The organism is Shimia litoralis (assembly GCF_005518135.1).
Lineage (GTDB): Bacteria > Pseudomonadota > Alphaproteobacteria > Rhodobacterales > Rhodobacteraceae > Shimia_E > Shimia_E litoralis.
On the sequence record NZ_SULI01000014.1, the window covers coordinates 59,034 to 85,186 of the forward strand.

Genomic DNA, 26,153 nt, shown 5'->3' on the forward strand with positions numbered 1-26,153 from the left:
GACCATGAATACTACATCCAAAATTAAGGGTGCCGTAAGTCAAGATCTACGTCATGACAGCGCCATCAAGCATGTGACAGGGCGTGCGGATTATACCGATGACATTGCCGAACCTGCGGGCACGGTACATGCCTATTTGGGGGTGTCGAAGGTGGCGCATGCCACGCTGAAAGGTCTTGATCTGGAGGCTGTCAAAGCCGCGCCTGGTGTGCTGGGCGTGTTGACAGCGGCGGATGTGCCCGGTGTGAACGACGTCAGCCCGACCGGCAAACACGATGAACCGTTGTTCCCGACCGAAAAGATCGAATTTCACGGTCAGCCGTTGTTTGCGGTTGTGGCGCACACACGTGATGCCGCGCGACGTGCCGCCGAGTTGGCGGTGGTGGACTGCGAAGTCCTGCCACATGCATTGGATCCGGTCGCCGCGCAGGCGGATGACTATCCGTATGTGACCGACAATCTGACATTGGCGCGCGGCGATGCTGACGCGGCTCTAGAAGCAGCCCCGCGTCGGCTTGGTGGGCAGATCACGATTGGCGGTCAGGATCATATGTATCTCGAAGGCCACATCGCCTTTGCCATCCCCGGAGAAGACGACGATGTCGTGGTGCATTGTTCCACACAGCACCCGTCAGAGGCCCAGCATATGGTGGCGCATGTCTTGGGGGTCCCATCCAACGCGGTGGTGGTGAACGTTCGACGCATGGGTGGCGGATTTGGTGGCAAAGAAAGCCAGATGAACCTGTTCTGTGCTGTTGCAGCAATGGCGGCCAAGAAATGGAACCGCCCCGCGAAAATTCGCCCTGATCGGGATCAGGATATGATGTCGACCGGCAAACGGCACGATTTTGTGGTCGATTACGATGTGGGCTATGATGATGCAGGTCGTATTCAAGCGGTCAAAGGTGATTTCGCGGCACGATCTGGCTGGACATCCGATTTGTCCGGACCGGTGACAGATCGTGCGTTGTTTCACGCGGACAATGCCTATTTCTATCCCCACGTAAAGCTTGTCAGCCATCCAATGAAAACCAACACGGTGTCCAACACAGCCTTTCGCGGGTTTGGGGGACCACAAGGGGTGGTCGCTGCGGAACGGATGATTGAAGAGATTGCGTATGATTTGGGCAAAGACCCGTTAGAAATTCGCAAGGCAAACTTTTATGGCGACGCGGGGCGTGATGTGACACCGTATCACCAGACCGTCGAGGATTGCATTATCGATCGTCTGGTCGGTGAACTTGAAGATACTGCCGATTATCAAGAGCGTCGCAAAGCGATCCAAGCGTATAACGCCCAAGGCGGTATTCTGCGCAAAGGCATCGCGTTGACCCCTGTGAAATTTGGCATCTCGTTTACGGCGACTTGGTATAATCAGGCGGGTGCGCTTGTGCATATCTATAATGATGGGTCTATTCATCTAAACCACGGTGGCACCGAAATGGGCCAAGGGTTGAATACCAAGATTGCCCAAATCGTAGCCGATGCGCTGCAAGTAGATTTCGACACCATCAAGATTACCAAAACCACCACGGAGAAGGTCCCGAATACGTCTGCTACGGCGGCGTCTTCGGGATCGGATTTGAACGGTATGGCGGCACTGGATGCCTGCAACCAACTCAAGGCGCGCTTGGTGGCGTTTGCGGTGTCGCAATGGGGTGTCACCGAAGAGGATGTCGTCTTTTTGCCCAACGCGGTTCAGGTCGGACCCGAGACGTTTGCGTTTGGGGACTTCATCAAACAAGCCTATATGGCGCGCGTGCACCTGTCGGCGGCTGGGTTTTACAAAACGCCGGATATCCATTGGGATCGGGCTGCGGGCAAGGGGCGTCCGTTTTATTATTATGCCTATGGGGCATCTTGTTCAGAGGTGACCATTGATACCCTGACGGGCGAATACAAAGTGGATCGTACGGATATCCTGCATGATGTGGGGCGGTCGCTGAATCCTGTGTTGGATAAGGGCCAGATCGAAGGTGCGTTTATTCAGGGCATGGGCTGGATGACAACAGAAGAACTGTGGTGGGATGATAAGGGATGTCTGCGTACACACGCGCCGTCTACGTATAAAATCCCGTTGGCATCTGATCGTCCCGGCATCTTTAATGTGAAACTGGCGGATTGGTCCGAGAACCGCGAACTTACGATCAAGCGCTCTAAGGCTGTGGGCGAGCCGCCTTTCATGCTTGGGATTTCGGTGCTTGAAGCGCTGTCGATGGCGGTGGCCTCGGTCGGTGATTATCGGGAATGCCCACGGTTGGATACACCGGTCACACCAGAGCGTGTTCTGATGGCTGTGGAACGCCTCAAGGCCAAAGGGACCTAAGCGCATGACACGCGTTGATTTTGCCAACTTTTTGACCGCCCACAAGGCCGTGATCGAGGTGCGCCTGACGTCTGTGCGCGGCTCGTCGCCGCGAGATGTCGGCGCATCCATGTATGTGGCGCCAAGTGCTCTGTTTGGGACCATCGGCGGCGGTCAGCTTGAATTTATGGCGATTGCGCGTGCGCGTGCGATGCTCAACGATGGCGATCTCAGCGCGGATATGGATGTGCCTTTGGGGCCGGAAATTGGCCAATGCTGTGGCGGGCGTGTCGAGGTGGCTTTGATGCGCATGCGTCAAGCCGACAAGGATCAAGCGATTGTACAGCACACCGAAGACATGACACGCTTGCCACATGTCTATGTGATGGGCGCTGGGCATGTAGGGCGCGCCTTGGCTGACCTGCTGGAGCACATGCCAGTTCGGTGTATCATGGTTGATCCGCGTGCTGATGAACTGGCGCTGTGTCAATCTGCTGTGGAAACCCGCCTATCCGCCATTCCAGAGATGGACATCGCTGATGCCCCTGCAGGCAGCGCCTTTGTGGTGCTCACACATGACCATGCGCTAGACTTTTTGCTGACTTCCGCTGCACTCGAGCGCGGCGATGCGGCCTATGTCGGGCTGATTGGGTCTGCCACCAAACGCGCCAAGTTTAAATCTTGGTGCCATGATTATTGCGATGGTTTGACCATCGACACGTTGATCTGCCCCATTGGGGCAGGCGGTAGCCGCGACAAGCGGCCGTCCGTAATTGCCGCGCTTGTCGTGGCTGAAATAATTACGGCGTTGACCTCTGAAACTACCGCAGTTGCCCCCGTTGGGGGTGTTGTTTCGCCCGAACTTGGCGAGGCTATTCAGAGGTCACAGACTGCTCTCAAAGAGAAAATCTGACCCTCTGTCCAAAACTGGAGGAGGTCCGACATGTCGGAAACAAGCTATGCGTACAAGCTTTTTGTGCGGAATGATTTTAGTGCCTTTTGGGCGCTGTTTACGGATAACCTGATCAATCTGATGGTGCTGGCTGGCGTATGCCAGTTCGTGTTTCAGATGCCTGCTGACATCGTGTTTGGCCGCATCATTCCCGGTGCGGCGGTGGCGATTTTGGCCGGGATCGCGGTGTATGTGTGGTTGGCGCGCAGGGTTGCCCAGCGACAGGGAAAAGACGTGACCGCCTTGCCTTACGGGATCTCGACGCCTGTGATGTTTGTGTATTTGTTTGGTGTGATCGGGCCGATCTATTGGTCGACCAATGATCCGGTTCTCGCGTGGCAAGTGGGCATTGGCGCCGGGTTTATGGGCGGCATCGTGGCGGCTCTTGGTGCGTTTATCGGGCCATTTCTCAAGCGTGTCACGCCGCGCGCGGGCATGTTGGGAACGCTGTGCGGGATTGCCTTGGTTTTTATTGGTACGGTGCCGTTGGCGACCATTTTTGAAGACCCGTTCATCGGGTTCGCCTCTATGATCATTATTCTTTGGGGACTTGTGGGGCGGTTTCGTCTGCCGTTCAATATTCCCGCCGGGCTGTTGGCCTTGATTGTCGGAACCGTGGTTGCCCTCGCGATGGGCAAAGCATCGATCAGTTTCGAGGGCGTCGGCATCTATCCGCCCTTGCCGTACTTTGGAGATTTGATCGCGGGCATTCAGCATCTGTTTGCCAATCCCGAGTTGTTTTTGGTGCTGGTGCCTGTGCAAATCTATAACTTCATCGAAACCATGAACAACGTAGAGAGCGCAGAAGCCGCCGGAGATTCCTATCCGGTTGCAACGTGTCAGGTCACCGATGGCGTGGGCACCATGATCGGCGCTGTGTTTGGCTCGCCGTTCCCAACAACCGCCTATATTGGGCATCCGGCGTATAAGCGCATGGGCGCACATGCCGGGTATATCATTGCAGTGGGCGCAGTGATCCCTCTGGCTGCGGTCTTTGGGCTCTTGGCATTCCTGAATACCTTGATCCCAACTGCGGCTGCTGCGCCCGTTTTGGTATTTGTGGCCCTGAGCCTGATCACCAACACTGCGCATTCTGTCAAAACCGAACATATGGCGGCTGTGACCATCGCGATGATGCCCCATGTTTCAGCATTTTTGATGGTCAAGTGGGGCTCTATGATGAATGCGCTTGGCACTATTGGTGTCGAAGGACTGCCGCGATTGGGCGATGAGGCCCTGACAGCTGCGCTTTTGCAGCAAGGCGCACATTTCGAGGGGCACTTGGCGCTTTCGCAGGGGGCGATCCTGACTGGATTGATCTGGGGCGCGATTGTGGCCAGCGTGATCGACGGGCGCTTTCGGAATGCCTGTGGGTTTGCGCTCGCGGCTGCGGGCATGTCGCTGGTGGGGATCATCCATTCGGCCAGCTTGCATTGGCCCGAGTTGAGCGGCGTCAGCGCCGGATATCTGATCTCGGCAGCGTTTCTGTTCTTTTACCCCATGGTTCACAAAGAAGACGATCTGGTGAATCCAAATGTGGTCGTGGACGACGCGACGGCTCCTTAGGCCTGTCAACAGAACTATGCGCGGGGCAGGTGATCCCTGCCTCGCGTGGTTTTTAACTTAATCGGAAAACTGCAATGGCACATATGCCTCATAAGAAAATACTGCGTGGTCGCATTCTAAATTTTAGCGCCGAACCGCAAGACGAAACAGATACAGATGCCTATGAGTACGTAGAGGACGGGGCCATTGTTGTGGTTGATGGCAAAATTCAGGCGGTGGGGGCCTTTGGGGACCTAGATGCGTCAGATGCCGAGATCATAGATCACCGCCCGAATCTGTTGATGGCGGGGTTTATCGATACTCACATCCATTTCCCCCAAGTGCAGGTGGTCGCCAGTTGGGGAAGCCAGCTCTTGGATTGGTTGAACAATTACACCTTTCCCGAAGAAACGCGCTTTGCACAGGATGCCCATGCACAGACCATGGCAAACGCATTTTTTGATGTGCTGACAGCACATGGCACCACCACGGCGATGTCATATTGTTCGGTCCATTCAGAATCCGTCGAGGCCTATTTTTCCGAAGCGTCCCGCCGAGGCATGTGCATGATCGGTGGCAAGGTGATGATGGATCGCAATGCGCCGGACGGGCTGCGTGATACGCCGCAATCTGGGTATGACGACAGCAAGGCCCTCATCGAGCGGTGGCATGGCACGGGCCGGCTGCACTATGCGATTACGCCAAGATTTGCGATCACGTCGACCCCGCACCAACTCGAGATGGCGGGGGCGCTTGTGTCCGAGCATCCGGATTGTTTTGTCCAAACACACCTTTCTGAAAACAAAGACGAAATCGCGTTTACCAAAGACCTGTATCCACAGGCGCGCGACTATCTGGATGTTTACGAAACCTATGGTCTGGTGGGGCCAAAAACATTTCTGGGGCATGCCATCCATCTTGAGCCGCGCGAAATCGACGCCTTGGCAGAGACCGGGGCGCATCCGGTCTTTTGTCCGACGTCCAACCTGTTTTTGGGCAGCGGTCTGTTTGATGACGCCGGATTGCGGGGAAACGGTATCCAGAGCGCGATTGCCACCGACATTGGGGCGGGAACCAGCTATTCCATGCTGCAAACGCTGAACGAAGGGTACAAAATTCTTCAGCTCCAGGGGCAAAAGCTTCATCCGTTGCGGGCCTTTCACTGGATCACGCGTGGCAATGCGGTCACGTTGGGCATGGAGGACCGGATCGGCACATTGGATGTGGGGTCGGATGCCGACATTGTGGTGCTTAACAGTCAGGCAACGCCTGCGATGGCGTTGCGGTCCGCGCGGGCGCAAACCCTATCTGAAGAGCTGTTTATTCTTCAGATTATGGGGGATGATCGGTCGGTGACCCAAACCTATGTGGGCGGAAATTCTCAAAAATCCGCCTAATCAAATTTGGGCGCGCCCAACAATGGCTCTGGCGCGCCCTAATTTAGCTCTGCGGGGCGTCAGGTTCTGCGCCTAACCCGCGTGATAAGCTTTCTGCTGCGGATTTGACGTCGGCGCCAACTTGGGCAACCCGTTCCTGCGTGAGGCGGCTGATCGGTCCAGACACAGAGATACCTGCCACGGCTTCGCCATAAAAATTGAATATCGGGGCCGCAACACAGCGCATCCCCAAGTTCTTTTCCTCGTCATCTACGGCATAGCCAAGGTGGCGGGCATTTTGCATCTCGGCGCGGAGGGTTTCGGGGTCGCACAGGGTGTGTTCGGTAAAGGATTCTCGTGCGTGTGTGCGCAAAAACCATGACAGCGCATCATCAGAATAGCAGCTGAGCAATGCCTTGCCGATCCCGGAAGCATGCATGGGGGACAAGGTTCCCGGTGGGAAAAAGGCACGAATGGACTCGTGGGTTTCGACTTGGCTTAGAAACATCACGTGCCCGTCTTTTTCGATGCCAAGATTGGCTGTCTCACCGGTGGCTTGCATCAAGTCCCGCATGACGGGGCGCGCGCGCTCGACCACGCTGGACCGGCGCAAAAATGCAGACCCCAAACGAAACGACATCGGTCCGATGTGCCATGCTTGGGTTTGTGGATCGTTTTCCACAAACCCCCGCGCCGCAAGTGTGCTCAGGACGCGGTACATCGTGGCGACTGACTGATCGAGGTGTGATGCGATTTCCGAGAGGGTCATGCCATTGCTTTGGGCGAGGGTTTCCAAAACGACCAAGGCTCGATCCAACGACTGAATCGGGTTTGCCGTCGTGTCGGTGTTAAAGGCCTTGGGGCGGCCCTTGTTTCGAATGGGTGGGGGCATTGGGGGTGAATTTCTCTCAACTTGAACTCGAAAAAATACTGCAATGAATTGCGTTTTCACACAATGAAAAAATTTAAACCTATGATTTTATTTCATAAAGCTAATGATTTTTCAAAATGAAAAACCTTTTCAAAAAAATTTACCTTCATCATGCTGCGCGCTAGCTTTGTGGAGAAATTCAAAAAGGGGGCTGTGATGAGCTTTCAAAATCCAGTGTTTATTCCCGGACCGACAAACATGCCGGAAGGGCTTCGCAAGGCAGTTGATATGCCAACTTTGGATCACCGGTCTTCTCTGTTCGCAGATATTCTGCATCCGGCGCTGGCGGGCGTGAAAAAGGTTCTCAAGAGCGAAACAGCCGAAGTCTTCATTTTCCCCTCTACCGGAACTGGTGGATGGGAGACGGCCTTGACCAATACCCTGTCAGCCGGCGACAAAGTTCTGGCCGCGCGGAATGGCATGTTCAGCCACCGTTGGATCGACATGTGCACGCGTCACGGATTGGACATGACGGTGGTGGATGCGCCGTGGGGGGCTGGTATTCCGCTGGATCGCTACGAAGATATCCTGCGTAAGGATGTGAACCACGAGATCAAGGTGGTTCTGGCCACACATAACGAGACAGCCACAGGTGTGCGCAGCGATATCGCGGGTGTACGTCGTGCCATGGATGCGGCGGGCCATCCGGCGCTTTTGTATGTGGATGGTGTGTCGTCGATCGGGTCGATGGATTTTCAAATGGATGCGTGGGGCGTCGATATCGCGGTCACGGGATCGCAAAAGGGCTTTATGCTGCCTGCTGGCCTCGCAATTGTTGCCTTTTCTCCAAAGGCAGTTGCGCGCACTGAAACGGCAGGCTTGGCGCGTACGTTCTTTGATGTGCGCGATATGGCGGCTGGATATGCCAATAACGCTTATCCGTATACGCCGGCTGTAGGATTGCTGAACGGGCTTAAGACATCCACCGAGATGTTGCTGGAAGAAGGTCTTGAGGCGGTGTTTGCGCGCCACACGCGGATCGCCAATGGCGTGCGGGCAGCTGTGGATGCTTGGGGGCTTGCGCTGTGTGCAGCATCGCCTGATCTGTATTCTGATACCGTCAGCGCCATCGTGACTCCGCAAGGATTTAACGCCACTGACATCGTGACCCATGCTGCAGATGTCTATGACGTCGCTTTTGGTGTCGGGCTTGGGGATGTTGCAGGCAAGGTCTTTCGCATCGGGCACTTGGGATCAATGACTGACGTCATGGCCTTGGCCGGAATTGCGACTGCGGAAATGTGCATGGTCGATCTGGGTTTGGATATCCAGTTGGGGGCAGGCGTGGCGGCAGCGCAGGAGAGCTATCGGGCGTCAACAGCGGATGCGCGCCGGGCGGCAGCGTGAGCATGGATATGCCAGAGATGATGCCTCCGACCTTCCAAGATATGCTGGATGCGCATACGCGGATCAAACCCTATGTGCACCAAACGCCAGTTCTGACCTCGTCATTCTTGAATGACCTGACCGGTGCGCAGCTGTTTTTCAAATGTGAGAACCTGCAAAAAGCTGCGGCTTTTAAGGTACGCGGTGCGTCGAATGCCGTGTTTGGATTGTCCGAAGATCAGGCGCGCTTGGGCGTGGCCACGCATTCAAGCGGAAACCATGCCCTGTCGTTGTCTTATGCTGCCGGGCGACGGGGTATTGCGTGTCACGTGGTGATGCCACACACGGCGCCGCAGGCAAAAAAAGATGCGGTCATCGGATATGGTGGACAAATCACCGAATGCGAACCCTCCACGACAAGTCGCGAAGCGGTGTTTGCGCAGGTTCAGGTCAAGACAGGCGCAGATTTCGTGCATCCGTACAATGATCCACGGGTGATTGCAGGGCAGGGCACATGTGCGCATGAACTCTTGGCGCAAACCGGTGGTTTGGATGCTGTTATCGCACCGATTGGGGGGGGAGGTATGATTTCCGGAACCTGCCTGACGTTGTCGACGTTAGCACCAGAGACCGCAGTCTTTGCCGCAGAACCCGATCAGGCAGATGACGCCGCCCGAAGCCTGCGCGCAGGACATATCATCGCTGATGATGCGCCTGTGACTGTGGCGGACGGGCTTAAGGTGCCGTTGAAAGACCTGACTTGGCATTTTGTCAGCACCCATGTGCAGGACATTCTGACCGTCAGCGAACAAGAGATCATCGACGCCATGCGGTTGATCTGGGCGCGTATGAAGCTTGTGGTGGAACCCTCAAGTGCGGTGACGCTTGCGGCGATTTTGAAACACAAAGACATCTTCGCGGGCAAACGCGTTGGGGTCATTTTGACCGGAGGCAATGTCGATTTGGACAGATTGCCTTGGATGACATCTTGAATGCAGGAGCAAATGACATGAACGCACAGACACAAATCGCAAACCTAGAAGTTGGTTTTGATGTGCCCGCATTGCCGGGCATGGATGAAAGCGAAATTCAAACGCCATGTTTGGTGCTGGATTTGGACGCGTTGGAATACAACATCAAAAAGATGGGCGACTATGCCAAAGCGCACGGCATGCGCCATCGCGTACACGGCAAGATGCACAAATCCGTTGATGTGGCAAAGCTGCAAGAGGCGCTGGGGGATGCGGTTGGCGTATGTTGCCAGAAGGTCTCCGAAGCTGAGGTCTTTGCGCGTGGCGGGATCAAAGATGTTCTGGTGTCTAATCAAGTGCGAGACCCGCGCAAGCTGGATCGTTTGGCACGCTTGCCCAAGCTTGGGGCGCGCACCATTGTCTGTGTGGATGATCTGGACAACGTGGCAGAGCTGTCTGCGGCCGCACAGCGGCAAGGCACGCAGCTTGAGTGTTTGATCGAGATTGATTGCGGCGCAGGGCGCTGCGGGGTGAATTCGGCACAGGATGTTGTGGAGATTGCCATGGCCATTCAAGCGGCCGAGAACCTGACGTTCACGGGTATTCAGGCCTATCAAGGTGCCATGCAGCACATGGACAGCTATCAAGACCGAAAGGCCAAACTTGAGATCGCGATTGCTCAGGTCAAAGAGGCGGTTGAGGCCCTGAAGGTCGCGGGCATATCTTGCGAGCTTGTGTCGGGTGGGGGAACCGGTTCGTATTATTTCGAGAGCACTTCAGGTGTCTATAATGAACTTCAATGCGGGTCATATGCGTTTATGGATGCGGACTATGGGCGCATTCTGGATGAAAACGGCACGCGCATTGATCAGGGGGAATGGAAAAATGCTCTGTTCATTCTGACCAGTGTCATGAGCCATACCAAAGTAGACAAAGCCATCGTAGACGCCGGGCTCAAAGCACAATCGGTCGACAGTGGATTGCCCACAATCTTTGGGCGCGACGATGTGAGTTATCTTAAGTGTTCGGATGAACATGGCGTTGTCGGCGATCCTGATGGTGTTCTTAAGATAAATGACAAACTGCGTCTGGTGCCCGGTCACTGTGATCCGACATGCAATGTGCATGATTGGTACGTGGGGGTGCGTAATGGCAAGGTCGAAACGCTTTGGCCTGTTTCCGCGCGCGGCAAGGCATACTGAATCACAGGGCAGGCAAAGATGGCGGCGGGCATTGGGTGTGCTGCCGTCGCATATTTTAAGGAACTTCTTATGATTATCGTACCTGAACACGAAATCTCTGGATTGATGACGCGCCAAGACAGCTTTGACGCTGTTGAAAAGGTGTTTGCATCGATGGCAAGCGGGGCGGCGTATAACTTTCCGGTGATCCGCGAGGCGATTGGCCATGCGGATGCACTCTATGGGTTCAAATCGGGGTTTGACCGCGCTGGGCTGAACCTTGGTCTTAAGTCAGGTGGGTATTGGCCGGGGAACGCCGATAAGGGGCTGACCAATCACCAGTCAACCGTGTTTCTGTTTGACGCCGATACAGGGAAATGCCGCGCGATTGTAGGAGGGAACCTGTTGACGGCCTTGCGTACGGCGGCGGCCAGTGCGGTTTCGATCAAATATCTGGCGCCCAAGTCTGCCAAAGTGCTGGGGATGATCGGGGCAGGGCATCAATCCTCGTTTCAATTGCGGGCCGCACTGGATCAGCGGGCGTTTGAAAAGGTGATTGGATGGAACTTGCATCCAGAACATCTGAGCCGGCTGGAAGACGTTGCCACAGAGGCGGGATTGCCTTTCGAGGCGGTTGAGCTGGATCAGCTTGGGCAAGAGGCAGATACGATCATCACCATCACGTCGTCATTTGCCCCGATCCTCAAGAATGCCCATGTGACGGGTGGCACGCATATCGCCTGTATGGGGACCGATACCGTGGGCAAGCAAGAAGTCGATGCAGAGCTGGTGGCCCGTGCGCAGGTCTTTACCGACGAAGTGGCGCAGTCGATCTCGTTGGGGGAATGCCAACATGCAATGTCTGCGGGGCTGATCCGCCAAGAGCAGATTGCGCAAATCGGGGATGTCATCAACGGCACGCACACTGGGCGCACGTCAGAAAACGATATTACCTTGTTTGACGGGACCGGCGTGGGCTTACAGGACTTGGCGGTGGCTTCTGCTGTGGTGGAGCTTGCTGTGGCACGAGGCGTTGCCATTGAGGTGGATTTCTGACCTGTTGTCTTGAACCAGACGCGGGACAGGCGTGTGTCATGCTGCAGATATAGCCAGCGTGTGAAACCGCTGTGCGCGGTGCATCACACATGGCTTTTGTCCAGATACATGCTGTTTTTTGTCCTGTTCGCCCAAATCAACGCGAACAGGACATAATTACCAATTTCCTTTATGGCCCGAATATGGAATGCAGGGGCAAAGCCCGCATATTATTTTTGGACAGTTCCGATGCAAGATAAACCCAATTCTCTTCCGACAAATCTTATTCCTCAGGCTCTTGTGCCTGTCATGCTCTCCATCTGCGATACGGCACGTGATGTGGCCGACGTGATTGCCCGCGGTGCGCTGGGCCAAGCGCTGGGTCAAGAGGTCGGGGCGATGAACTCTGACGGTGACGGTCAAAAGCGCTGGACGTGTTGACCGACGAAATGTTTGCAGACGCGCTGACGCGGGCCGGTGTGCGATTTTACGCCTCGGAAGAGCGTGATGATGTTGTGACCCTGAACCCGGAAGGTCCGCTTGCGGTGGCCATGGATCCACTGGATGGCTCTTCCAATATCGATGTGAATGTGTCCATCGGGTCGATTTTCTCGATTTTCGAAGCGGCAGAAGACGGCGAAGCAAGTGTGCTGCGTCCAGCCAGCGAGCAACTGGCGGGGGGCTACGTGATTTATGGCCCGCAAACCGCTTTGGTTGTGACCTTTGGCGATGGCACACAATATTATATTCTTGATCCGAAAACCGGTGTGTTCACTCTGGTCACAGATCGTATGGAAATTCCGCCTCAGGCCAGCGAATTCGCGATCAACGCGTCGAATTCCCGCCATTGGCACGCCCCGGTCAGCAGTTATATCGACGATTGTCTGGCCGGCACCGAAGGCCCCCACGGTCGCGATTTCAACATGCGTTGGGTCGGGTCATTGGTGGCGGAAACGCATCGCATTATTACACGTGGCGGTTTGTTCCTGTATCCAGCGGATGATCGCCCTGGATACGAGACCGGGCGCCTGCGCATGGTCTATGAATGTGCCCCGATTGCCTTTTTGGTGGAACAAGCTGGCGGCAAGGCCACAGATGGCGCACATCCTTTGATGCAACATCAGGCTGGCCGCCTGCACGCGCGCGTGCCGCTTGTTTTCGGATCAACTCAAAAGGTCGAGCGGGTCGCAGAATATCACCAACGCCTTGGCTAAGTGCGGCCAACATACGTGCGCCAAACGAGCATGGCTGTGTGTCGCCATGCCCGTTTGGCAAAAACATAAGGGGTAAAGATGAAAGCCATCGTGTTTGATCTAGACGGAACATTGGTCGATTCCGCCCCTGACATTCAGGCCGCCGTCAATACGATGCTGGCCAACGAAGGGCAGGGGCCGCTTGATCTGCCCACGGTGACATCGTTTGTCGGCAATGGTCTGCCAAAGCTGGTTGAACGCGTTATCCGGCATTGCGCGATGGATATGGCTCAATTTGATCGTTTGGTGGCGGATACCTTGATGATCTATAATACGGCCACATCGGATTTGACCCGTCCCTATCCGAATATGATGGCATGTCTGACCCGTCTTAAGGCCGCCGGATATCGCATGGCAGTCTGTACGAACAAGCCCTATGGCCCAGCGGTGCATCTGCTGTTGAATCTCAAGCTGGATGACTTTTTCGAGGTTGTGATCGGTGGCGATTCCACCGATGCGCGCAAGCCGGATCCCTTGCCCCTCACAACGGTGATCGAGCAACTTGGTGCGACACAGGTTCTATATGTGGGCGATAGTGAGATTGACGCAGATACGGCGCTCAACGCGGGCGTGCCGTTTGCTCTGTTTTCCCAAGGGTATCGCAAGCGACCTGTGTACGAGATTGCCCATCAGCATCTGTTTTCAGATTTTGACCAACTCTTTGATATTGCCACATCTGTCTTGGGCGATCCAACCTAGGTTGCGCACATAAGCACGGGCGGCAATTTGCTGTTTGGTGCCAAGTTTTGCACAGGGTGCTTGCCCGATGCGGTTTGGTTGATAAACTGTTGCATGACATTTGTAGGCTGACCCGTCGGTCGGTGTGTATTCTGGGAGAGTTTTATGAAAGCCACCTTAGTTGGAATGATTGCCGGGATGGGGATGCTGGCAGCCACAGCAGGCTTTGCCGGTCCCCCCCAATTGAAGCCTGCGAACCCGCAGCCTTCCGGGCTCAAATCTGGCTTGTCGGTCAGCTATGCCTATCCGATTGACGTCAAAACCCTGAGTGCTGCGCGCTCTGCCCTTAACGAAGGCGCAAAGCGTGGCAAGCCACTCAAGGGATTGAACTATGCCGATACCCGCCAAGGCGAAAAGGCACTGACCTCTAAGAAAGAACATGCCGTCGCAGCACGCATCAAGGGGTACGTAAAATTTGATGCCCCCGGTATTTATGAAATCGAGATGTTCACCAACGATGGTCTGGACATGACCATCGGCGGCCAAAAGGTTGGATATCTGGATGAACGCAGCCCGTGCGGAAGCGCAGGCATGAAGCGCGTCGAGGTGCCCCAAGCTGGGTGGTACGCGCTGTCTGCCACATATTTTCAGAGACTGGGCACCAGTTGCCTGCAAATGGAGATGGGCAAGCAAGGCAGCAAGCGCAAACAGGTTTCGAACGGTATTTTTGGCCACTAGGCCCGCTGTTCAATCGGATCAAAAGGGGGCCGGATGGTCCCCTTTTTTGTGTCTGAACGCTGGGGATCTGCAGACGGCCTAGTGGCAAATCCCTTCGAGCTCTACGCCCTTCCATGGCAACTGAACGGTCATCGGCGTGGGAAATGCTGACAGCGGCATCACCTCTTGCAGCATCGCCTTAAGGCGGTGTGTGCGGGGGGCATCAGGGTCAAGCAATGCACAGCACAGATATTCTTCGACAATCGAGGCTTGTTGTTCGTATCCGTACTCAAGAAAATGGCTTTGGGTAGAGGTGTCAAAGCGATACGGATCATCGTTGACCTGATGTTCTTTGGCGGCGCGTCGTGGCGAATATCCTGTGATCGCGCGGTTCTGCCATTGCCAGACATGCGTGATCTCATGCGCAAACAGCATGGCATCCGACAGGTTTAACTGGGCAGGATACCCCTTAAGGTAATCGTCCTTTTGCCATTGCGTCGACAACAGAACAGTGTTGTGCAGAACCACCGCCGCAGTTGATGCCGTCACGACGTCGTCAGTGGGTTCAGGGTAAATGCGTTCGCGACAGGCCAAACGCGGACGTTTCTCACGCCGGAATGTCGCCACCCCCAGCGGCACATCATGCACAACACGCACCGTACTGGGCGAAATCGTTTCGCCCTGAAGATCCTCGGCAAACGCCGTTTCCCCCGTGGTGAGAGGACGAGAGCAGGATAGGAGACAGAAGAAAGGGATGAAAAGAGCGGCGCGCATGCGGCAAGTGTAGCGCAAGAAGGCAGAAAAGAAAGAGAAGTGCGTGCTCACCAGTGGCATGAGTCTCGCACAGGCAAAATGGCTTCGTCGAAACCAGATATGTCAAACGATGCAATCACAGAGTTCTCACCATAAGGTGTGGCCTCGACCAGCATTTCTGAATGGCCCAACATGGCTTTTAGAAAGGGAATAGAGCTTCTGCCACCCCACAAACCCAGATGCTGATGTGAGGTGGATTCCACCATTTTCTTCTTGCGCGCGGGAGTTTTGTCCAACCTATACGTAACTGTTCCATATTGGTAATCAGACATATGCAACCCGTTAAAATAGATTGAGAAATCTGTCGTGTTTTCTCGGCACATGATGTGAAGAACCATTGGTCCAGCCCCGGAAAACCGCCCTCTGATCGAATCTTCAGATGTCAGTTGCAAAAACACGTTTTGAGAGTCATCAAGTCGGGATGTTTCGGTGGTCAAACGCCATTTGCCAACACTATGATTTTCATCTTTGTTTGTTGTGTCCAAGATATGTTGATCAAAACAGGCGAGTCTCGCGGTATCATCATTTATGTCCCCACACGCCTTCAGGTCTTCATGTGAAGACGCGGGGGCGGCCAATAAGACTGTGGTGCTGAGGAGACTCACAAAAAATGGAAATTTGAACAAGCTCTACTCCAGTGCGATCTAGGAGGAATGAATACAACCTAAATAGCTTGGTCGCCCCTAAACATCCAGTTCTTCAACAAACCGCGCGTTTTCTTGGATGTATTCGAATCGTTTCTCGGGCTTTTTACCCATCAGGCGTTCGACCAGATCACCGGTTTCGCCGGGTTCGTCCTCATCAATTGTCACGCGGATCAATTTACGTGAATTGGGGTCCATCGTGGTTTCCTTGAGGTCTTTGGCGTCCATTTCCCCAAGACCTTTGAACCGTGACACGTCAATTTTGCCTTTGCCACCCAGACCTTTTTCCAGCCATTCGTCGCGCTCGGCTTCGTCGATGCAATAGACGCGCTTGGCCCCTTGGGTCAGGCGAAATAGCGGCGGGCAGGCCAAATACAGGTGGCCGGCATCAATCATTGGGCGCATCTGCGTGAAGAAGAACGTCATCAACAGCGCCGCAATATGCGCGCCATCCACGTCCGCATCGGTCATGATGATCACTTTGTCATAGCGCAGATCATCGACGTTGAACTTGGTGCCCAGCCCAACCCCCAGCGCTTGGGTCAGATCGCTGATTTCGGCGTTGGTGCTGATCTTGTTACCAGCCGCCCCCAAGACGTTGAGAATCTTACCGCGCAACGGCAGCAGGGCCTGATTTTTGCGGTTGCGGGCCATCTTGGCCGATCCACCAGCCGAGTCGCCCTCGACGATGAACAATTCGGTATTGTCGCGGCTGTTTGACGAACAGTCGGTCAGCTTGCCGGGCAGGCGCAGCTTTTTGGTGGCGGTTTTGCGTTGGGTTTCTTTTTCCTGACGACGGCGCAGGCGCTCTTCGGCCCGCAGGATCAGAAAATCAAGAATGGCCCCGGCGGATTTTGTATCCGCAGCAAGCCAGTTGTCAAAGTGGTCGCGCACCGCATTTTCGACCAGTCGCTGGGCCTCGACCGTGGCAAGACGGTCTTTGGTTTGGCCGACAAATTCAGGTTCCGAGATAAAACAGGACACAAGGGCGCAGCCCCCCGTGATCAGGTCTTCGCGGGTGATGTCTTTGGCTTTGCGGTTGTTGACCAACTCACCGTAAGCCTTGATGCCCTTGAGGATCGCTGCCCAAAAACCTGCGACATGTGTGCCGCCTTCGGGGGTGGGCACGGTGTTACAGTAGGATTGAATATACCCGTCACGTGCGGGGGTCCAATTGATGGCCCATTCGACTTTGCCAGGTGTATTGAACCGTTCGTTGAAATCCACAGTGCCAGCAAAGGGTTGCTCGGCATAGGTGGTTGAGCCACCAAGCGTTTCTTTCAGATAGTCAGACAGGCCGCCGGGAAAGTGAAACGTGGCTTCGGTGGGGGTCTCGCCATCATTAATGGCGGTTTTCCATCGAATTTCGACACCCGAGAACAAATAGGCTTTGGAGCGGATGGAATTGAACAGGCGCGCGGGTTTGAACCGATGCTTGCCGAAAATCTGCTCGTCGGCGTGAAAGGTAACCGTTGTGCCGCGACGGTTTGGAGCGGCGCCGACTTTTTCAACGGGTCCTTGGGGGATGCCGCGCGAAAATCGCTGTTCGAACAGTTCTTTGTTGCGGGCCACTTGTACAACCATCGAGTCACTCAGGGCATTGACCACAGATGCGCCGACGCCGTGCAAACCGCCAGAGGTCTGATAGGCCTTGCCCGAGAATTTCCCGCCCGCGTGCAAGGTACACAAGATAACTTCGAGGGCTGATTTGTTTGGGAATTTGGGGTGGGGATCAACCGGAATGCCGCGGCCGTTGTCCCGTATGGTCACCGAATAGTCATCATGCAGCTCAACTTCGATCCGATTGGCAAATCCGGCAACGGCTTCGTCCATCGAGTTGTCGAGAACCTCGGCCACCAGATGGTGCAATGCACGCTCGTCCGTCCCGCCGATATACATGCCGGGGCGTTTTCGAACAGGTTCGAGCCCTTCGAGGACTTCGATGGATGACGCGTCATAAGGATCTTCAATTGTCTCGGTCAGGAGATCGTTTGCCATGTTGGGCTGCTCTTTTTTGTCTTGGTTTGTGGGGCATTATGGCAGGGGAAATCACGGGGGGGAAGTGGGCAGATGCGGATACCGTGCTTGAAGTCGCTGACAAAGACACGTTCACGGCAATTACGCAGTGGGCCAGGTCCGAAGCGGGGGCGCGATTGCCTCCATTTCACCCAGATATTGAGGTGAGAGTTTGCTCACGGATGTCATCAGATTTTTACAAAAGTTGACGTGAGTCAAAGCCGAATATTTGACGGAGTGTTAAGTAGCCCCCAAGCCGAAAATTTAGGAGACGCTCATGACCGCAACCCCTGCGAACACCCCCACTGCAGTTGCCAAGGCCAATGCCGAAGCAAAAGCCAATGTCACCGCTGCGAATGCCGCACCCAAGCCTGCGCCAGCGCGCAAAGCTACGCCAAGTGCGGAGGAAGTGCGGCGCGCTTTTGAAAGCGGCGAGTATCCGTATGACACTAAGCTTTCGCGTCGGACCTATGAGGCACAAAAAGCCAAAATTCAGGCCGAGTTGCTGAAAGTTCAGCTTTGGGCACAAGAAACGGGCCAAAAGTTCGTGATGTTGTTCGAAGGTCGTGATGCGGCCGGTAAAGGTGGTACTATCAAGCGCTTTACCGAGCACCTCAATCCGCGTGCTGCGCGCGTTGTGGCCCTTAACAAGCCAACCGACGAAGAGCGCGGCCAATGGTATTTCCAGCGCTACATTGATCACCTGCCGACTGCAGGCGAAATTGTGCTGTATGACCGGTCTTGGTATAACCGCGCGGGCGTTGAGCGGGTCATGGGATTTTGCGAGCCGGGTGAGTATCTAGAGTTCATGCGCCAGACGCCAGATTTGGAACAGATGTTGGTGCGTTCCGGTATCCGCCTGTACAAATATTGGTTCTCTGTCACACGCGAAGAGCAACTGCGCCGTTTCCAAAGCCGCGAGTCTGATCCGTTGAAACAATGGAAGCTGTCGCCGATCGACAAGGCGTCATTGGGCAAATGGGACGATTATACCGAAGCCAAGGAAGCAATGTTCTTCTATACAGACACTGCTGATGCGCCTTGGACAGTCATCAAGTCGAACGACAAGAAACGTGCACGTCTGAATTGTATGCTGCACTTCCTGAATTCTCTTGACTATCCAGGTAAGGATCTCAAGATTGCTCATGCGCCGGACCCCTTGATTGCCTCGACAGCAAGTCATGTGATCCATCGCTCTGAACATATCTTGGGTACGTCCATGCATCCGGACAGCCGTAAGAAGTAAAGGGCCTGCCTTGTTTTGCACTCTGAGGAGGGTGGGCAAGACAACTTAAGCGGCAGCAGCTCTGAAGAGGTGGCTCGGGTCCAGTGGACCGGGCCACCTTTTCTCATTCTGATAGGATGAATGCTGTTTGGTTCAGGGGGCCGCTGTTTCAGGCAAAATACAGCGTTCAGGCACATGATGCCACGGTCTCTCGAGCCGGAATGCGGTCAATGCCCAGAACGGGTATTTTGATACGTTCAAGGACTGTCTTGCCAGAGACATGTTTCAGTCCTAAGGCTTGAGGATGCAAACACCAGCAACATACATGGATCACATCCGTGCGATTCTTCGCCTTGGCCTGCCTCTGATTGGGGGGCACGTGGCGCAATATGCGATTACGCTGACAGATACCATCATGTTGGGGTGGTATTCTGTGGCCGCGCTGGCATCTGTGGTGCTGGGGGGGACCTATTTCTTTGTCATCTTTATTCTGGGATCGGGCTTTGCCATTGCCGTGATGCCCTTGGTGGCCGAAGCGGATGCGTCCGGCGATGAGACATCGGTGCGCCGGATCACGCGTATGGGGCTTTGGTTGTCGGTGATTACCGGCGCTGTGGCCTTGCCTGTGTTCTGGTTCTCGGGGGGGATTCTCTTGGCGCTGGGGCAAGAGCCAGACATTGCCCAATTGGCGCAGGAGTATCTGCGGATTGCAGGCATCGGATTGGTGCCCGCGCTTTTGGTGATGGTGTTGAAATCATATTTGGCGGCCCTTGGGCGCACGCGGGTTGTGTTTTGGGTGACGGTTGCGGCCGCACTGAGCAATGGATTGGTGAACTACGCTTTGATTTTTGGCAACTGGGGCGCGCCAGAGCTTGGTGTTGTTGGCGCGGCAATTGCCTCGGTTGTGGTACAAGTGGTCTCGCTCGTCGGGATTATGGCCTATGCGATGATTACACTGCCGCAGCACACACTGTTTGCACGTTTGTGGCGGCCTGATTGGGACGCTTTTTCCCATGTGTTTCGCCTAGGGGTGCCGATCGGCCTGACAAGCCTTGCCGAAGTCGGGCTGTTTGCAGCGTCCTCACTGATGATGGGCTGGATTGGGACTGTGCAGTTGGCGGCGCACGGGATTGCGCTTCAGCTGGCCAGCCTGACGTTCATGGTGCACCTCGGGCTGTCGAATGCCGCCACTGTCAGGGCTGGTAATGCGCTGGGACGGCGTGACAGCGATCATCTGGCGCGTGGTGCAATTGTGGCGCTTGTAATGTCGTTTGCGATGGCCTGCCTCGCGGTGGTCGTGTTTCTGAGTATCCCAAATGTGCTCGTGGGATTGTTCCTAAGCCCGACCGAACCTGATCGCGATGCCATCTTGGTGGTTGGGGTGTCGCTGTTGTTTGTCGCCGCCCTATTCCAAGTGGTGGATGGGGCACAGATCATGGCGTTGGGTTTGTTGCGGGGCGTCAAAGATACACGCGCACCAATGATTATTGCTGCGGTAAGTTATTGGATTGTCGGGGTGCCTTGCGGGTATCTGCTTGGCTTCAAGCTGGGCTGGGGCGGAGAAGGTGTCTGGCTTGGGCTTGTTGTGGGGCTCAGCACTGCGGCGGTATTGCTCTTGCGGCGGTTCTGGGGGCCCAAACTTGGTCAACTGCGCGACGAGTTCGCCAAATAACCCAAATATTCTGAAGTGCCGGCTATTTGTCCTGTTTCATCAGTGCGTCGGCCTTTTTACGAATAAGAACTGACCGCAGATCATGCATGGCAAGCAACAAAGAGTCCGTCACATCCTGAAGCTGTTCTTCGGTGGCGCGTGATTGTGCCCATTGGGTGGTCAAGTTCATATAGTCGACCGCGCGGTGGATGTCGTCAATATCGCGGCGGGCCAGTACCTCGTGACGGGCATCCATCCAGTCACGTATGGTATCCAGATCGCGCTCTGACAAGGTGCGGTCGCCATGGGGTTTGATTTCCCCATTTCGAATATTCACGACCGCAATCTGGTCCATGTCGATGCGGCGTTGCCTGTTTTGGGTATCCACCCGAAACACAAAGGCCCCGTTTTCCCGTACGCGAAAATAGTATTCTGGTAAATCGCTCGACATCACACCCCCTTATGTCAGCGCGGCGCAGAACTCTTGAATCCGCGTGCATGCGGTTTTTAGCGCCTCATCCGAAGTAGCGTAGCTGACACGGAAGTTTGGCGAAAGCCCGAATGCAGCGCCGAACACAACAGCGACGTCAGCTTCTTCCAAGAGAGCAGTGGCAAATACCTCGTCATTTTCGATGATAGTGCCAGCCGCCGTGGTCTTGCCGATCAGCCCCGCAATTGATGGATAGACGTAAAACGCGCCTTCTGGCACAGGGCAGGTGATCCCGTCGATTGCCGACAACATGGACACCACCAGATCACGGCGCCGTTTGAAAATTTCATTGTTGGCGGGCAGAAAGTCTTGGGTCCCGTTCAGGGCCTCGACGGCGGCCCACTGGCTTATGGAGCAAGGGTTCGACGTGCTCTGGGACTGAATTTTGCGCATCGCGGCGATCAATTCCACAGGACCAGCAGCATACCCAATCCGCCATCCGGTCATGGCATAGGCTTTGGAGACACCGTTGCAGGTGAGTGTGCGGTCGTACAATGCGGGTTCTATTTCTGCGGGCGTGCAGAATTCAAAGCCGTCATAAGCCAGATGTTCATACATATCGTCCGTCATCACCCAGACATGCGGGTGGCGCATCAAAACATCAGTCAGTGCCTTGAGTTCTGCGCGATCATATCCGGCCCCTGTGGGGTTTGAGGGCGAGTTAAAGATCAGCCATTTGGTTTTGGGTGTGATGGCGGCCTCGAGCTGATCTGGAGTAAGTTTGAAGTTGTTCTCTAGCGTGGCCGGTGCCACGACAGGTTCACCCCCAGCCAATAGCACCATGTCTGGATAGCTGACCCAATACGGGGCAGGAATGACCACCTCGTCTCCGGGGTTCAGGGTTGCCATCAGCGCATTATAAAGGATTTGCTTGCCGCCCGTTCCGACGCTGATCTGGTTGGGCAGATATTCAAGCGCATTGTCGCGCTTGAGCTTGGCACAGATGGCTTGCTTCAGCTCGAGAATGCCATCAGGCGCCGTGTATTTTGTTTTGCCCGCGGCAATGGCCGCGACACCCGCATCCTTGATGTTTTGAGGGGTGTCAAAATCTGGTTCGCCTGCGCCAAGGCCGATAACGTCACGTCCTGCTGCCTTTAATTCGGCTGCTTTGGTTGTGACAGCGATTGTCGGCGAGGGTTTAACGCGGGATAGTGTCGCGGACAGGAAAGACATGGGCAACCTCGTTTGAATACAGTGCGTACATGTCTTAGGGTGCCCAAGAAACCCGATCAAGCCAGAACACCAAAGAAGGATGCCAGAATGGCCGATGAATTTCAGGAAGATGATTATCAAGACCATTGGTACGGTGACGATGTGGCAACTTTTGGTGATCGGCTTGCAGCGGCGCGGTTGTATGCGCGGTTGTCACAGGGTGATCTTGCCAAGCGTTTAGGGGTCAAAAAGTCTACTGTCGTGTCGTGGGAAGACGATCTGAATGAACCGCGCGCAAACAAGCTTCAGATGATGGCGGGTTTGCTGAATGTGTCTATTGGTTGGTTGCTGATGGGCGAAGGCGAAGGCGTGGGGATCACACCGGATGAAACCGATATCGCAGAGCCGGATTTGGCTGAGTTGATGGTCGAAATGCGTGACATCCGCACACAAATGAAAAAAAGTGGCGATCGGCTGGCATTGCTCGAGAAAAAGCTGCGCCTCAAGGTGCAGGGGATGATCGCAGAATGACCGAGACGCATGAACATCGCCTTAAACGCATGAAAATGCGCGCCATGCGCCGCGGCATCAAGGAGATGGACATCATCCTTGAGCGATATGCAGATGACAATCTTGCCCAGATGGATCCAGACAGACTGGATCTATTCGATGCACTGCTGCACGAGAATGATCAGGATTTGTATCAGTGGGTGACAGGGCAGGTGGCGACACCTGATCCGTACGGGGCGTTGATTGCTGATATCTCGATTGCCATCAGCGGCGCAGAATAGCTCGCATTTTAGATGTTTCCGGCAATATTTAACTGATTGTTCGGCTTTTTCCCTCAGGGTCCTTTCTGAGAGATGATGTCGGAGACAAAGATGAGCATTCATTCACAGCTGGACGGCGCCTTGGACAAAGGGTTCATGGTTGGATATTTAGACTCGCTGGCTTTGGTCGAGCGGTTGCACCGTTTGCTGCTGGATGTGATCAAAGACGAATTTGAGCGCGTGGGTGTCTTGGAGATCAACGCAGTTCAAGCACTGTTGTTGTTCAATATCGGTGATAACGAAGTCACAGCCGGCGAGCTGAAATCGCGCGGATATTATCAAGGCAGCAATGTCAGTTACAATCTTAAGAAACTGGTCGAGATGGGCTTTATGCACCATCAACGATGCGAGATTGATCGTCGATCCGTTCGAGTCCGGTTGACCGAGCGGGGGCGTCGCATTCGCGATGTGGTTGCGTCCCTGTTTGAACGTCACGCAGAAGGCTTACAGTCGAAAGGGGTTCTTGGCCCGGAAGGGATCGAAGAAATTACCTTCGCTCTGCGACGTGTTGAACGGTACTGGACCGATCAAATTCGATATATCTACTAGATACGCCGTGGCTCCCGACTGTAATGGCGTAGTGTTTGAGTGCAGAGTACGGGATGTCCAAGTTTCTGGATAAAAAGGGCGGCTCCGCAGCCGCCCTTTTTGTTGGGTGTAGATGTTCTTACCAATGTCCAACGCTCGGCATGCTCGCCCAAGGCTCTTGAGACGGCAGGGCATCACCCTGTTGTAGGAATTCAATAGAGATGTTGTCGGGTGAGCGTACAAATGCCATGCGGCCATCACGCGGAGGACGATTGATGGTCACGCCATTCTCTTGCAAGTGCTGGCACATGGCATAGATGTCTTCGACCTCATAGGCCAAGTGCCCAAAATGGCGGCTGTCACTTGGCAAGCCATCGTCACCATCCCAGTTCCATGTCAGCTCCAAGGGGACGTCTTCGTCACCTTTTGCAGCCAGATAAACAAGGGTAAAGCGGCCTTCTTCGCTCTCGTAGCGGCGAATTTCATTTAGACCCAAAAGACCATAAAAGGCCAATGAGGCTGAAAGATCTGACACCCGAACCATGGTGTGTAAGTATTTGACGTGCATGTTGGATTTGCCTTGATGAATATCACAGTTACCAAGGTAGGATTATTCCGCAGGATGTCGAGCCGCACCTGTAGAAATTCTTAAAATGCAGACTGAATGCCAATAGATACCGAATACTCGCGCGTATCGAAACGGCTGACGTTTGAACTGGTTGTGAGTGCCCTTACCGTCATGGTTGGGGCAAACCCCGCATAGTGCATTTTGTGGAAAGTGAACTCGAGCTCGCTGGCAACAGAAATATCTTGCCGCCCCCCAGGGACAGGAATGATGCCAACTCGGTAGTTCGGGTAGGCGCTCATTCCAGCTTTGAGCGCGGCAGCAATACGCACGGGTCCTTTGGGTTGCGTAAAAGTATATCGGAGCGCCGCCACAGCCCCGTGAGAATCAAAAATGGGGGTCGCATCATCCGTCTGATGCAGGCTGATGCTCGTGCTAAGTTGATCTCCCCACGAGAGCTTGTGTGAATAGGTGGCGCTTAGGCTGCTGTAAATGTCGCGGGTTTGGGGGGCAGCTTCGGGCCGACGCCATTCGTTTGTTGCGGTCAATGACAATCCGCTGGATTTGTTTTGCGTCCATGCCACCCCGGCTTCGGCGCGCAGCAAATCATGTAAAGTCGATCCGCCATATTGTGCTGTTCCGGCAATGACCCCAAGATTCCAGATCGGGCCTTTGGGTTGAATGCGAAATGCGTGTCGCAGGCCCGCTTCGAGCAAGGAAAAAGAGTAATCAGATCCTTTGGCATTGGGGGCGATGTCTTTGGCTTCGGATGACAGAGCAACCTGTCGGCTAAAGAACCGCCCGACCAAACGTGTTTCACTGGCGCTGCTGGTTCTGAGCCGGTAGCTTAACCGTGCGTTCACCATAGCTTCGATACCGGATAACGCGAGCGCATCCCCGATATTGACGCCAATGGCGGGCACACCGTCGATGATCATGTATTTTGACATCGACCCGTTGTTCACATTCGATGAGGGCGCCAAGGATCCTGTGATATGAAAACGAAAGGGGTTTTGAGAGCGCACTTGTTTGAAATTGCGAACAACCCGATGTTTCTGGACGTCACTTGGCGCTGCTGTATGAGCTTTGCGCAGCCAGTATTGCGCCTGGGTAAAACGTTTTTCTCTGAACGCCAATTGTGCGTTCAGGCTTGCGGCGGAATACGTTTGAAGGTCGGTGCGGGCAAACCGATATGCAGACCTGCCAGATTTTCGGGCTGCGCGTGGATCGCCTGCACCTGAATAGATCAACCCCATAGCATAATGCGCGCTGGGATCGGATGGGTCTTGTTGCAAAAGCCCCGACGCCAATCTGTAAGCCGCATCAATCTGGTTGGATTTCAGAGCATACACCAATGCTTCGCGTGCCTGATTTTGCGACAGCGCGTCCACGTCCTCTTGAGCAATGGCCGCTGTGGCGCATAGCCCAAGCAGGATGCCAAGCGCCTTACGGCGCAGCAGATGAGCAGATTGCCGCGTCATTTGCCAAACCACATTGTGTCAGAACAAAGAAGCCGACCTCGGTTTCGTGCTCGAACTGGTCGGTGTAGTCTTTAATGCTGATGACGCCGCCAACCGCCGCTGAATCCGTTCCACCAAACACACCGCCATAGTCACCGATGTCAGTGTCCACCACTCCGGTAACTTCGACATCGCCAAAAAAACTGCCGTCGCTGCTGATGTCGGTGACAATTAGTGCCAAATCTTCCACGTCAACGGGCGTCGTCAACAATATTTGCCGGTCATAGATACCACCGTTTACCGCCATGTCCGCAAAGTTGGCATTCATAAACACCTGACCACTTACCAGCACAGGTGTACCGGGGAGTAGAGAAGGGTCGACACCCGCAGGTGGGTTTGGGGTGCTTTGAATATTGGTGATCCCGGCGTAGTCACCGGCATAAGTGGACCTGTCGCGTTTTAGTGCCGCCCCAAGTGCTCGTTTAAGCCACCTTTCGTTCGAAGGCGAC

General features: G+C 54.7%; 23 protein-coding genes and 2 pseudogenes. 16 read left to right on the forward strand and 9 right to left on the reverse strand.

Translation table 11 applies throughout. The features are described from left to right. Positions 1–4 precede the first annotated feature (4 nt). From xdhB to guaD, 4 genes are all read left to right on the forward strand, one after another. Positions 5–2,326: a xanthine dehydrogenase molybdopterin binding subunit gene (xdhB, locus tag FAP39_RS11930; RefSeq protein ID WP_138016630.1), complete on the forward strand. Its 2,322-nt coding sequence runs from the start codon at positions 5–7 to the stop codon at positions 2,324–2,326. A 4-nt stretch (positions 2,327–2,330) separates the two neighbouring features. Next, positions 2,331–3,218 (forward strand): xanthine dehydrogenase accessory protein XdhC, encoded by an 888-nt coding sequence (gene xdhC / locus FAP39_RS11935; protein WP_138016631.1) that lies wholly within the window; start codon positions 2,331–2,333, stop codon positions 3,216–3,218. A 30-nt stretch (positions 3,219–3,248) separates the two neighbouring features. Beyond that, positions 3,249–4,823 (forward strand): permease family protein, encoded by a 1,575-nt coding sequence (locus FAP39_RS11940; protein WP_138016632.1) that lies wholly within the window; start codon positions 3,249–3,251, stop codon positions 4,821–4,823. A 74-nt stretch (positions 4,824–4,897) separates the two neighbouring features. After that, complete coding sequence (gene guaD, locus FAP39_RS11945) at positions 4,898–6,199, forward strand: guanine deaminase (RefSeq protein WP_425471424.1); 1,302 nt, start codon at positions 4,898–4,900, stop codon at positions 6,197–6,199. A gap of 43 nt (positions 6,200–6,242) precedes the next feature. Here guaD and bhcR read toward each other — a convergent pair whose 3' ends face one another. Continuing rightward, complete coding sequence (gene bhcR / locus FAP39_RS11950) at positions 6,243–7,070, reverse strand: HTH-type transcriptional regulator BhcR (protein ID WP_138016633.1); 828 nt, start codon at positions 7,068–7,070, stop codon at positions 6,243–6,245. Between the two features lie 195 nt (positions 7,071–7,265). On the opposite strand from bhcR, the gene bhcA reads away from it, so the two are divergent. The 7 genes and pseudogenes from bhcA (at position 7,266) to FAP39_RS11985 (ending at position 14,291) form a co-directional block, all read left to right on the forward strand. Next, positions 7,266–8,456, forward strand: coding sequence for an L-aspartate--glyoxylate aminotransferase BhcA (gene bhcA / locus FAP39_RS11955; protein WP_138016634.1), 1,191 nt, complete (start codon positions 7,266–7,268; stop codon positions 8,454–8,456). 2 nt (positions 8,457–8,458) lie between these two features. Next, positions 8,459–9,427 (forward strand): beta-hydroxyaspartate dehydratase BhcB, encoded by a 969-nt coding sequence (gene bhcB / locus FAP39_RS11960; protein ID WP_138016655.1) that lies wholly within the window; start codon positions 8,459–8,461, stop codon positions 9,425–9,427. Positions 9,428–9,444: 17 nt separating this feature from the next. Continuing rightward, the gene (gene bhcC, locus FAP39_RS11965) at positions 9,445–10,608 is read left to right on the forward strand and encodes a 3-hydroxy-D-aspartate aldolase BhcC (RefSeq protein WP_138016635.1); all 1,164 of its coding nucleotides are present in this window, start codon (positions 9,445–9,447) and stop codon (positions 10,606–10,608) included. Between the two features lie 69 nt (positions 10,609–10,677). After that, positions 10,678–11,643: an iminosuccinate reductase BhcD gene (gene bhcD, locus FAP39_RS11970; RefSeq protein ID WP_138016636.1), complete on the forward strand. Its 966-nt coding sequence runs from the start codon at positions 10,678–10,680 to the stop codon at positions 11,641–11,643. Between the two features lie 228 nt (positions 11,644–11,871). Next, a pseudogene (locus FAP39_RS11975) lies at positions 11,872–12,836 on the forward strand (class 1 fructose-bisphosphatase). 78 nt (positions 12,837–12,914) lie between these two features. Further along, a complete protein-coding gene (gene gph, locus FAP39_RS11980; protein WP_138016637.1) occupies positions 12,915–13,574 on the forward strand; it encodes a phosphoglycolate phosphatase in 660 nt (219 codons plus the stop codon). Between the two features lie 144 nt (positions 13,575–13,718). Continuing rightward, the gene (locus FAP39_RS11985) at positions 13,719–14,291 is read left to right on the forward strand and encodes a hypothetical protein (RefSeq protein ID WP_138016638.1); all 573 of its coding nucleotides are present in this window, start codon (positions 13,719–13,721) and stop codon (positions 14,289–14,291) included. Positions 14,292–14,369: 78 nt separating this feature from the next. Here the strand turns inward: FAP39_RS11985 and FAP39_RS11990 are convergent, their stop codons facing one another. The 3 genes from FAP39_RS11990 to parE all read right to left on the reverse strand — a co-directional run bounded on the left by FAP39_RS11990 (position 14,370) and on the right by parE (position 17,725). After that, entirely contained in the window at positions 14,370–15,044 is a 675-nt protein-coding gene (locus FAP39_RS11990) for a hypothetical protein (protein WP_138016639.1), read from the reverse strand. Positions 15,045–15,091: 47 nt separating this feature from the next. Continuing rightward, positions 15,092–15,688, reverse strand: coding sequence for a type VI secretion system-associated protein TagO (locus tag FAP39_RS11995; RefSeq protein WP_246059119.1), 597 nt, complete (start codon positions 15,686–15,688; stop codon positions 15,092–15,094). A gap of 78 nt (positions 15,689–15,766) precedes the next feature. Continuing rightward, entirely contained in the window at positions 15,767–17,725 is a 1,959-nt protein-coding gene (parE, locus tag FAP39_RS12000; protein WP_138016641.1) for a DNA topoisomerase IV subunit B, read from the reverse strand. Positions 17,726–18,020: 295 nt separating this feature from the next. Between parE and ppk2 the strand changes: the two genes are divergently transcribed. Both ppk2 and FAP39_RS12010 read left to right on the forward strand, forming a co-directional pair. Further along, positions 18,021–18,989 (forward strand): polyphosphate kinase 2, encoded by a 969-nt coding sequence (gene ppk2 / locus FAP39_RS12005; RefSeq protein WP_138016642.1) that lies wholly within the window; start codon positions 18,021–18,023, stop codon positions 18,987–18,989. A 283-nt stretch (positions 18,990–19,272) separates the two neighbouring features. Continuing rightward, positions 19,273–20,640 carry an MATE family efflux transporter gene (locus FAP39_RS12010; RefSeq protein ID WP_138016643.1) on the forward strand — a complete coding sequence of 456 codons (1,368 nt, stop codon included), beginning with the start codon at positions 19,273–19,275 and terminating at the stop codon, positions 20,638–20,640. Positions 20,641–20,662: 22 nt separating this feature from the next. On the opposite strand, the gene FAP39_RS12015 is transcribed toward FAP39_RS12010, so the two are convergent. After that, the gene (locus tag FAP39_RS12015; RefSeq protein WP_138016644.1) at positions 20,663–21,070 is read right to left on the reverse strand and encodes a hypothetical protein; all 408 of its coding nucleotides are present in this window, start codon (positions 21,068–21,070) and stop codon (positions 20,663–20,665) included. 9 nt (positions 21,071–21,079) lie between these two features. Then, entirely contained in the window at positions 21,080–22,282 is a 1,203-nt protein-coding gene (locus FAP39_RS12020) for a pyridoxal phosphate-dependent aminotransferase (protein ID WP_138016645.1), read from the reverse strand. 87 nt (positions 22,283–22,369) lie between these two features. On the opposite strand from FAP39_RS12020, the gene FAP39_RS12025 reads away from it, so the two are divergent. From FAP39_RS12025 to FAP39_RS12035, 3 genes are all read left to right on the forward strand, one after another. Further along, positions 22,370–22,792 (forward strand): helix-turn-helix domain-containing protein, encoded by a 423-nt coding sequence (locus tag FAP39_RS12025; RefSeq protein WP_138016646.1) that lies wholly within the window; start codon positions 22,370–22,372, stop codon positions 22,790–22,792. Beyond that, entirely contained in the window at positions 22,789–23,052 is a 264-nt protein-coding gene (locus tag FAP39_RS12030; protein ID WP_138016647.1) for an FAD assembly factor SdhE, read from the forward strand. The genes FAP39_RS12025 and FAP39_RS12030 overlap by 4 nt, the downstream gene beginning before the upstream one ends. A gap of 90 nt (positions 23,053–23,142) precedes the next feature. After that, positions 23,143–23,640: a MarR family winged helix-turn-helix transcriptional regulator gene (locus FAP39_RS12035; RefSeq protein WP_138016648.1), complete on the forward strand. Its 498-nt coding sequence runs from the start codon at positions 23,143–23,145 to the stop codon at positions 23,638–23,640. Between the two features lie 118 nt (positions 23,641–23,758). On the opposite strand, the gene FAP39_RS12040 is transcribed toward FAP39_RS12035, so the two are convergent. From FAP39_RS12040 to FAP39_RS17560, 3 genes and pseudogenes are all read right to left on the reverse strand, one after another. Next, a complete protein-coding gene (locus FAP39_RS12040; RefSeq protein ID WP_138016649.1) occupies positions 23,759–24,187 on the reverse strand; it encodes a VOC family protein in 429 nt (142 codons plus the stop codon). 80 nt (positions 24,188–24,267) lie between these two features. Beyond that, positions 24,268–25,665, reverse strand: coding sequence for a tetratricopeptide repeat protein (locus FAP39_RS12045; RefSeq protein WP_138016650.1), 1,398 nt, complete (start codon positions 25,663–25,665; stop codon positions 24,268–24,270). Further along, positions 25,631–26,153, reverse strand: a pseudogene (locus tag FAP39_RS17560) (hypothetical protein); the annotation flags it as partial. The pseudogene FAP39_RS17560 and the gene FAP39_RS12045, both read right to left, overlap by 35 nt.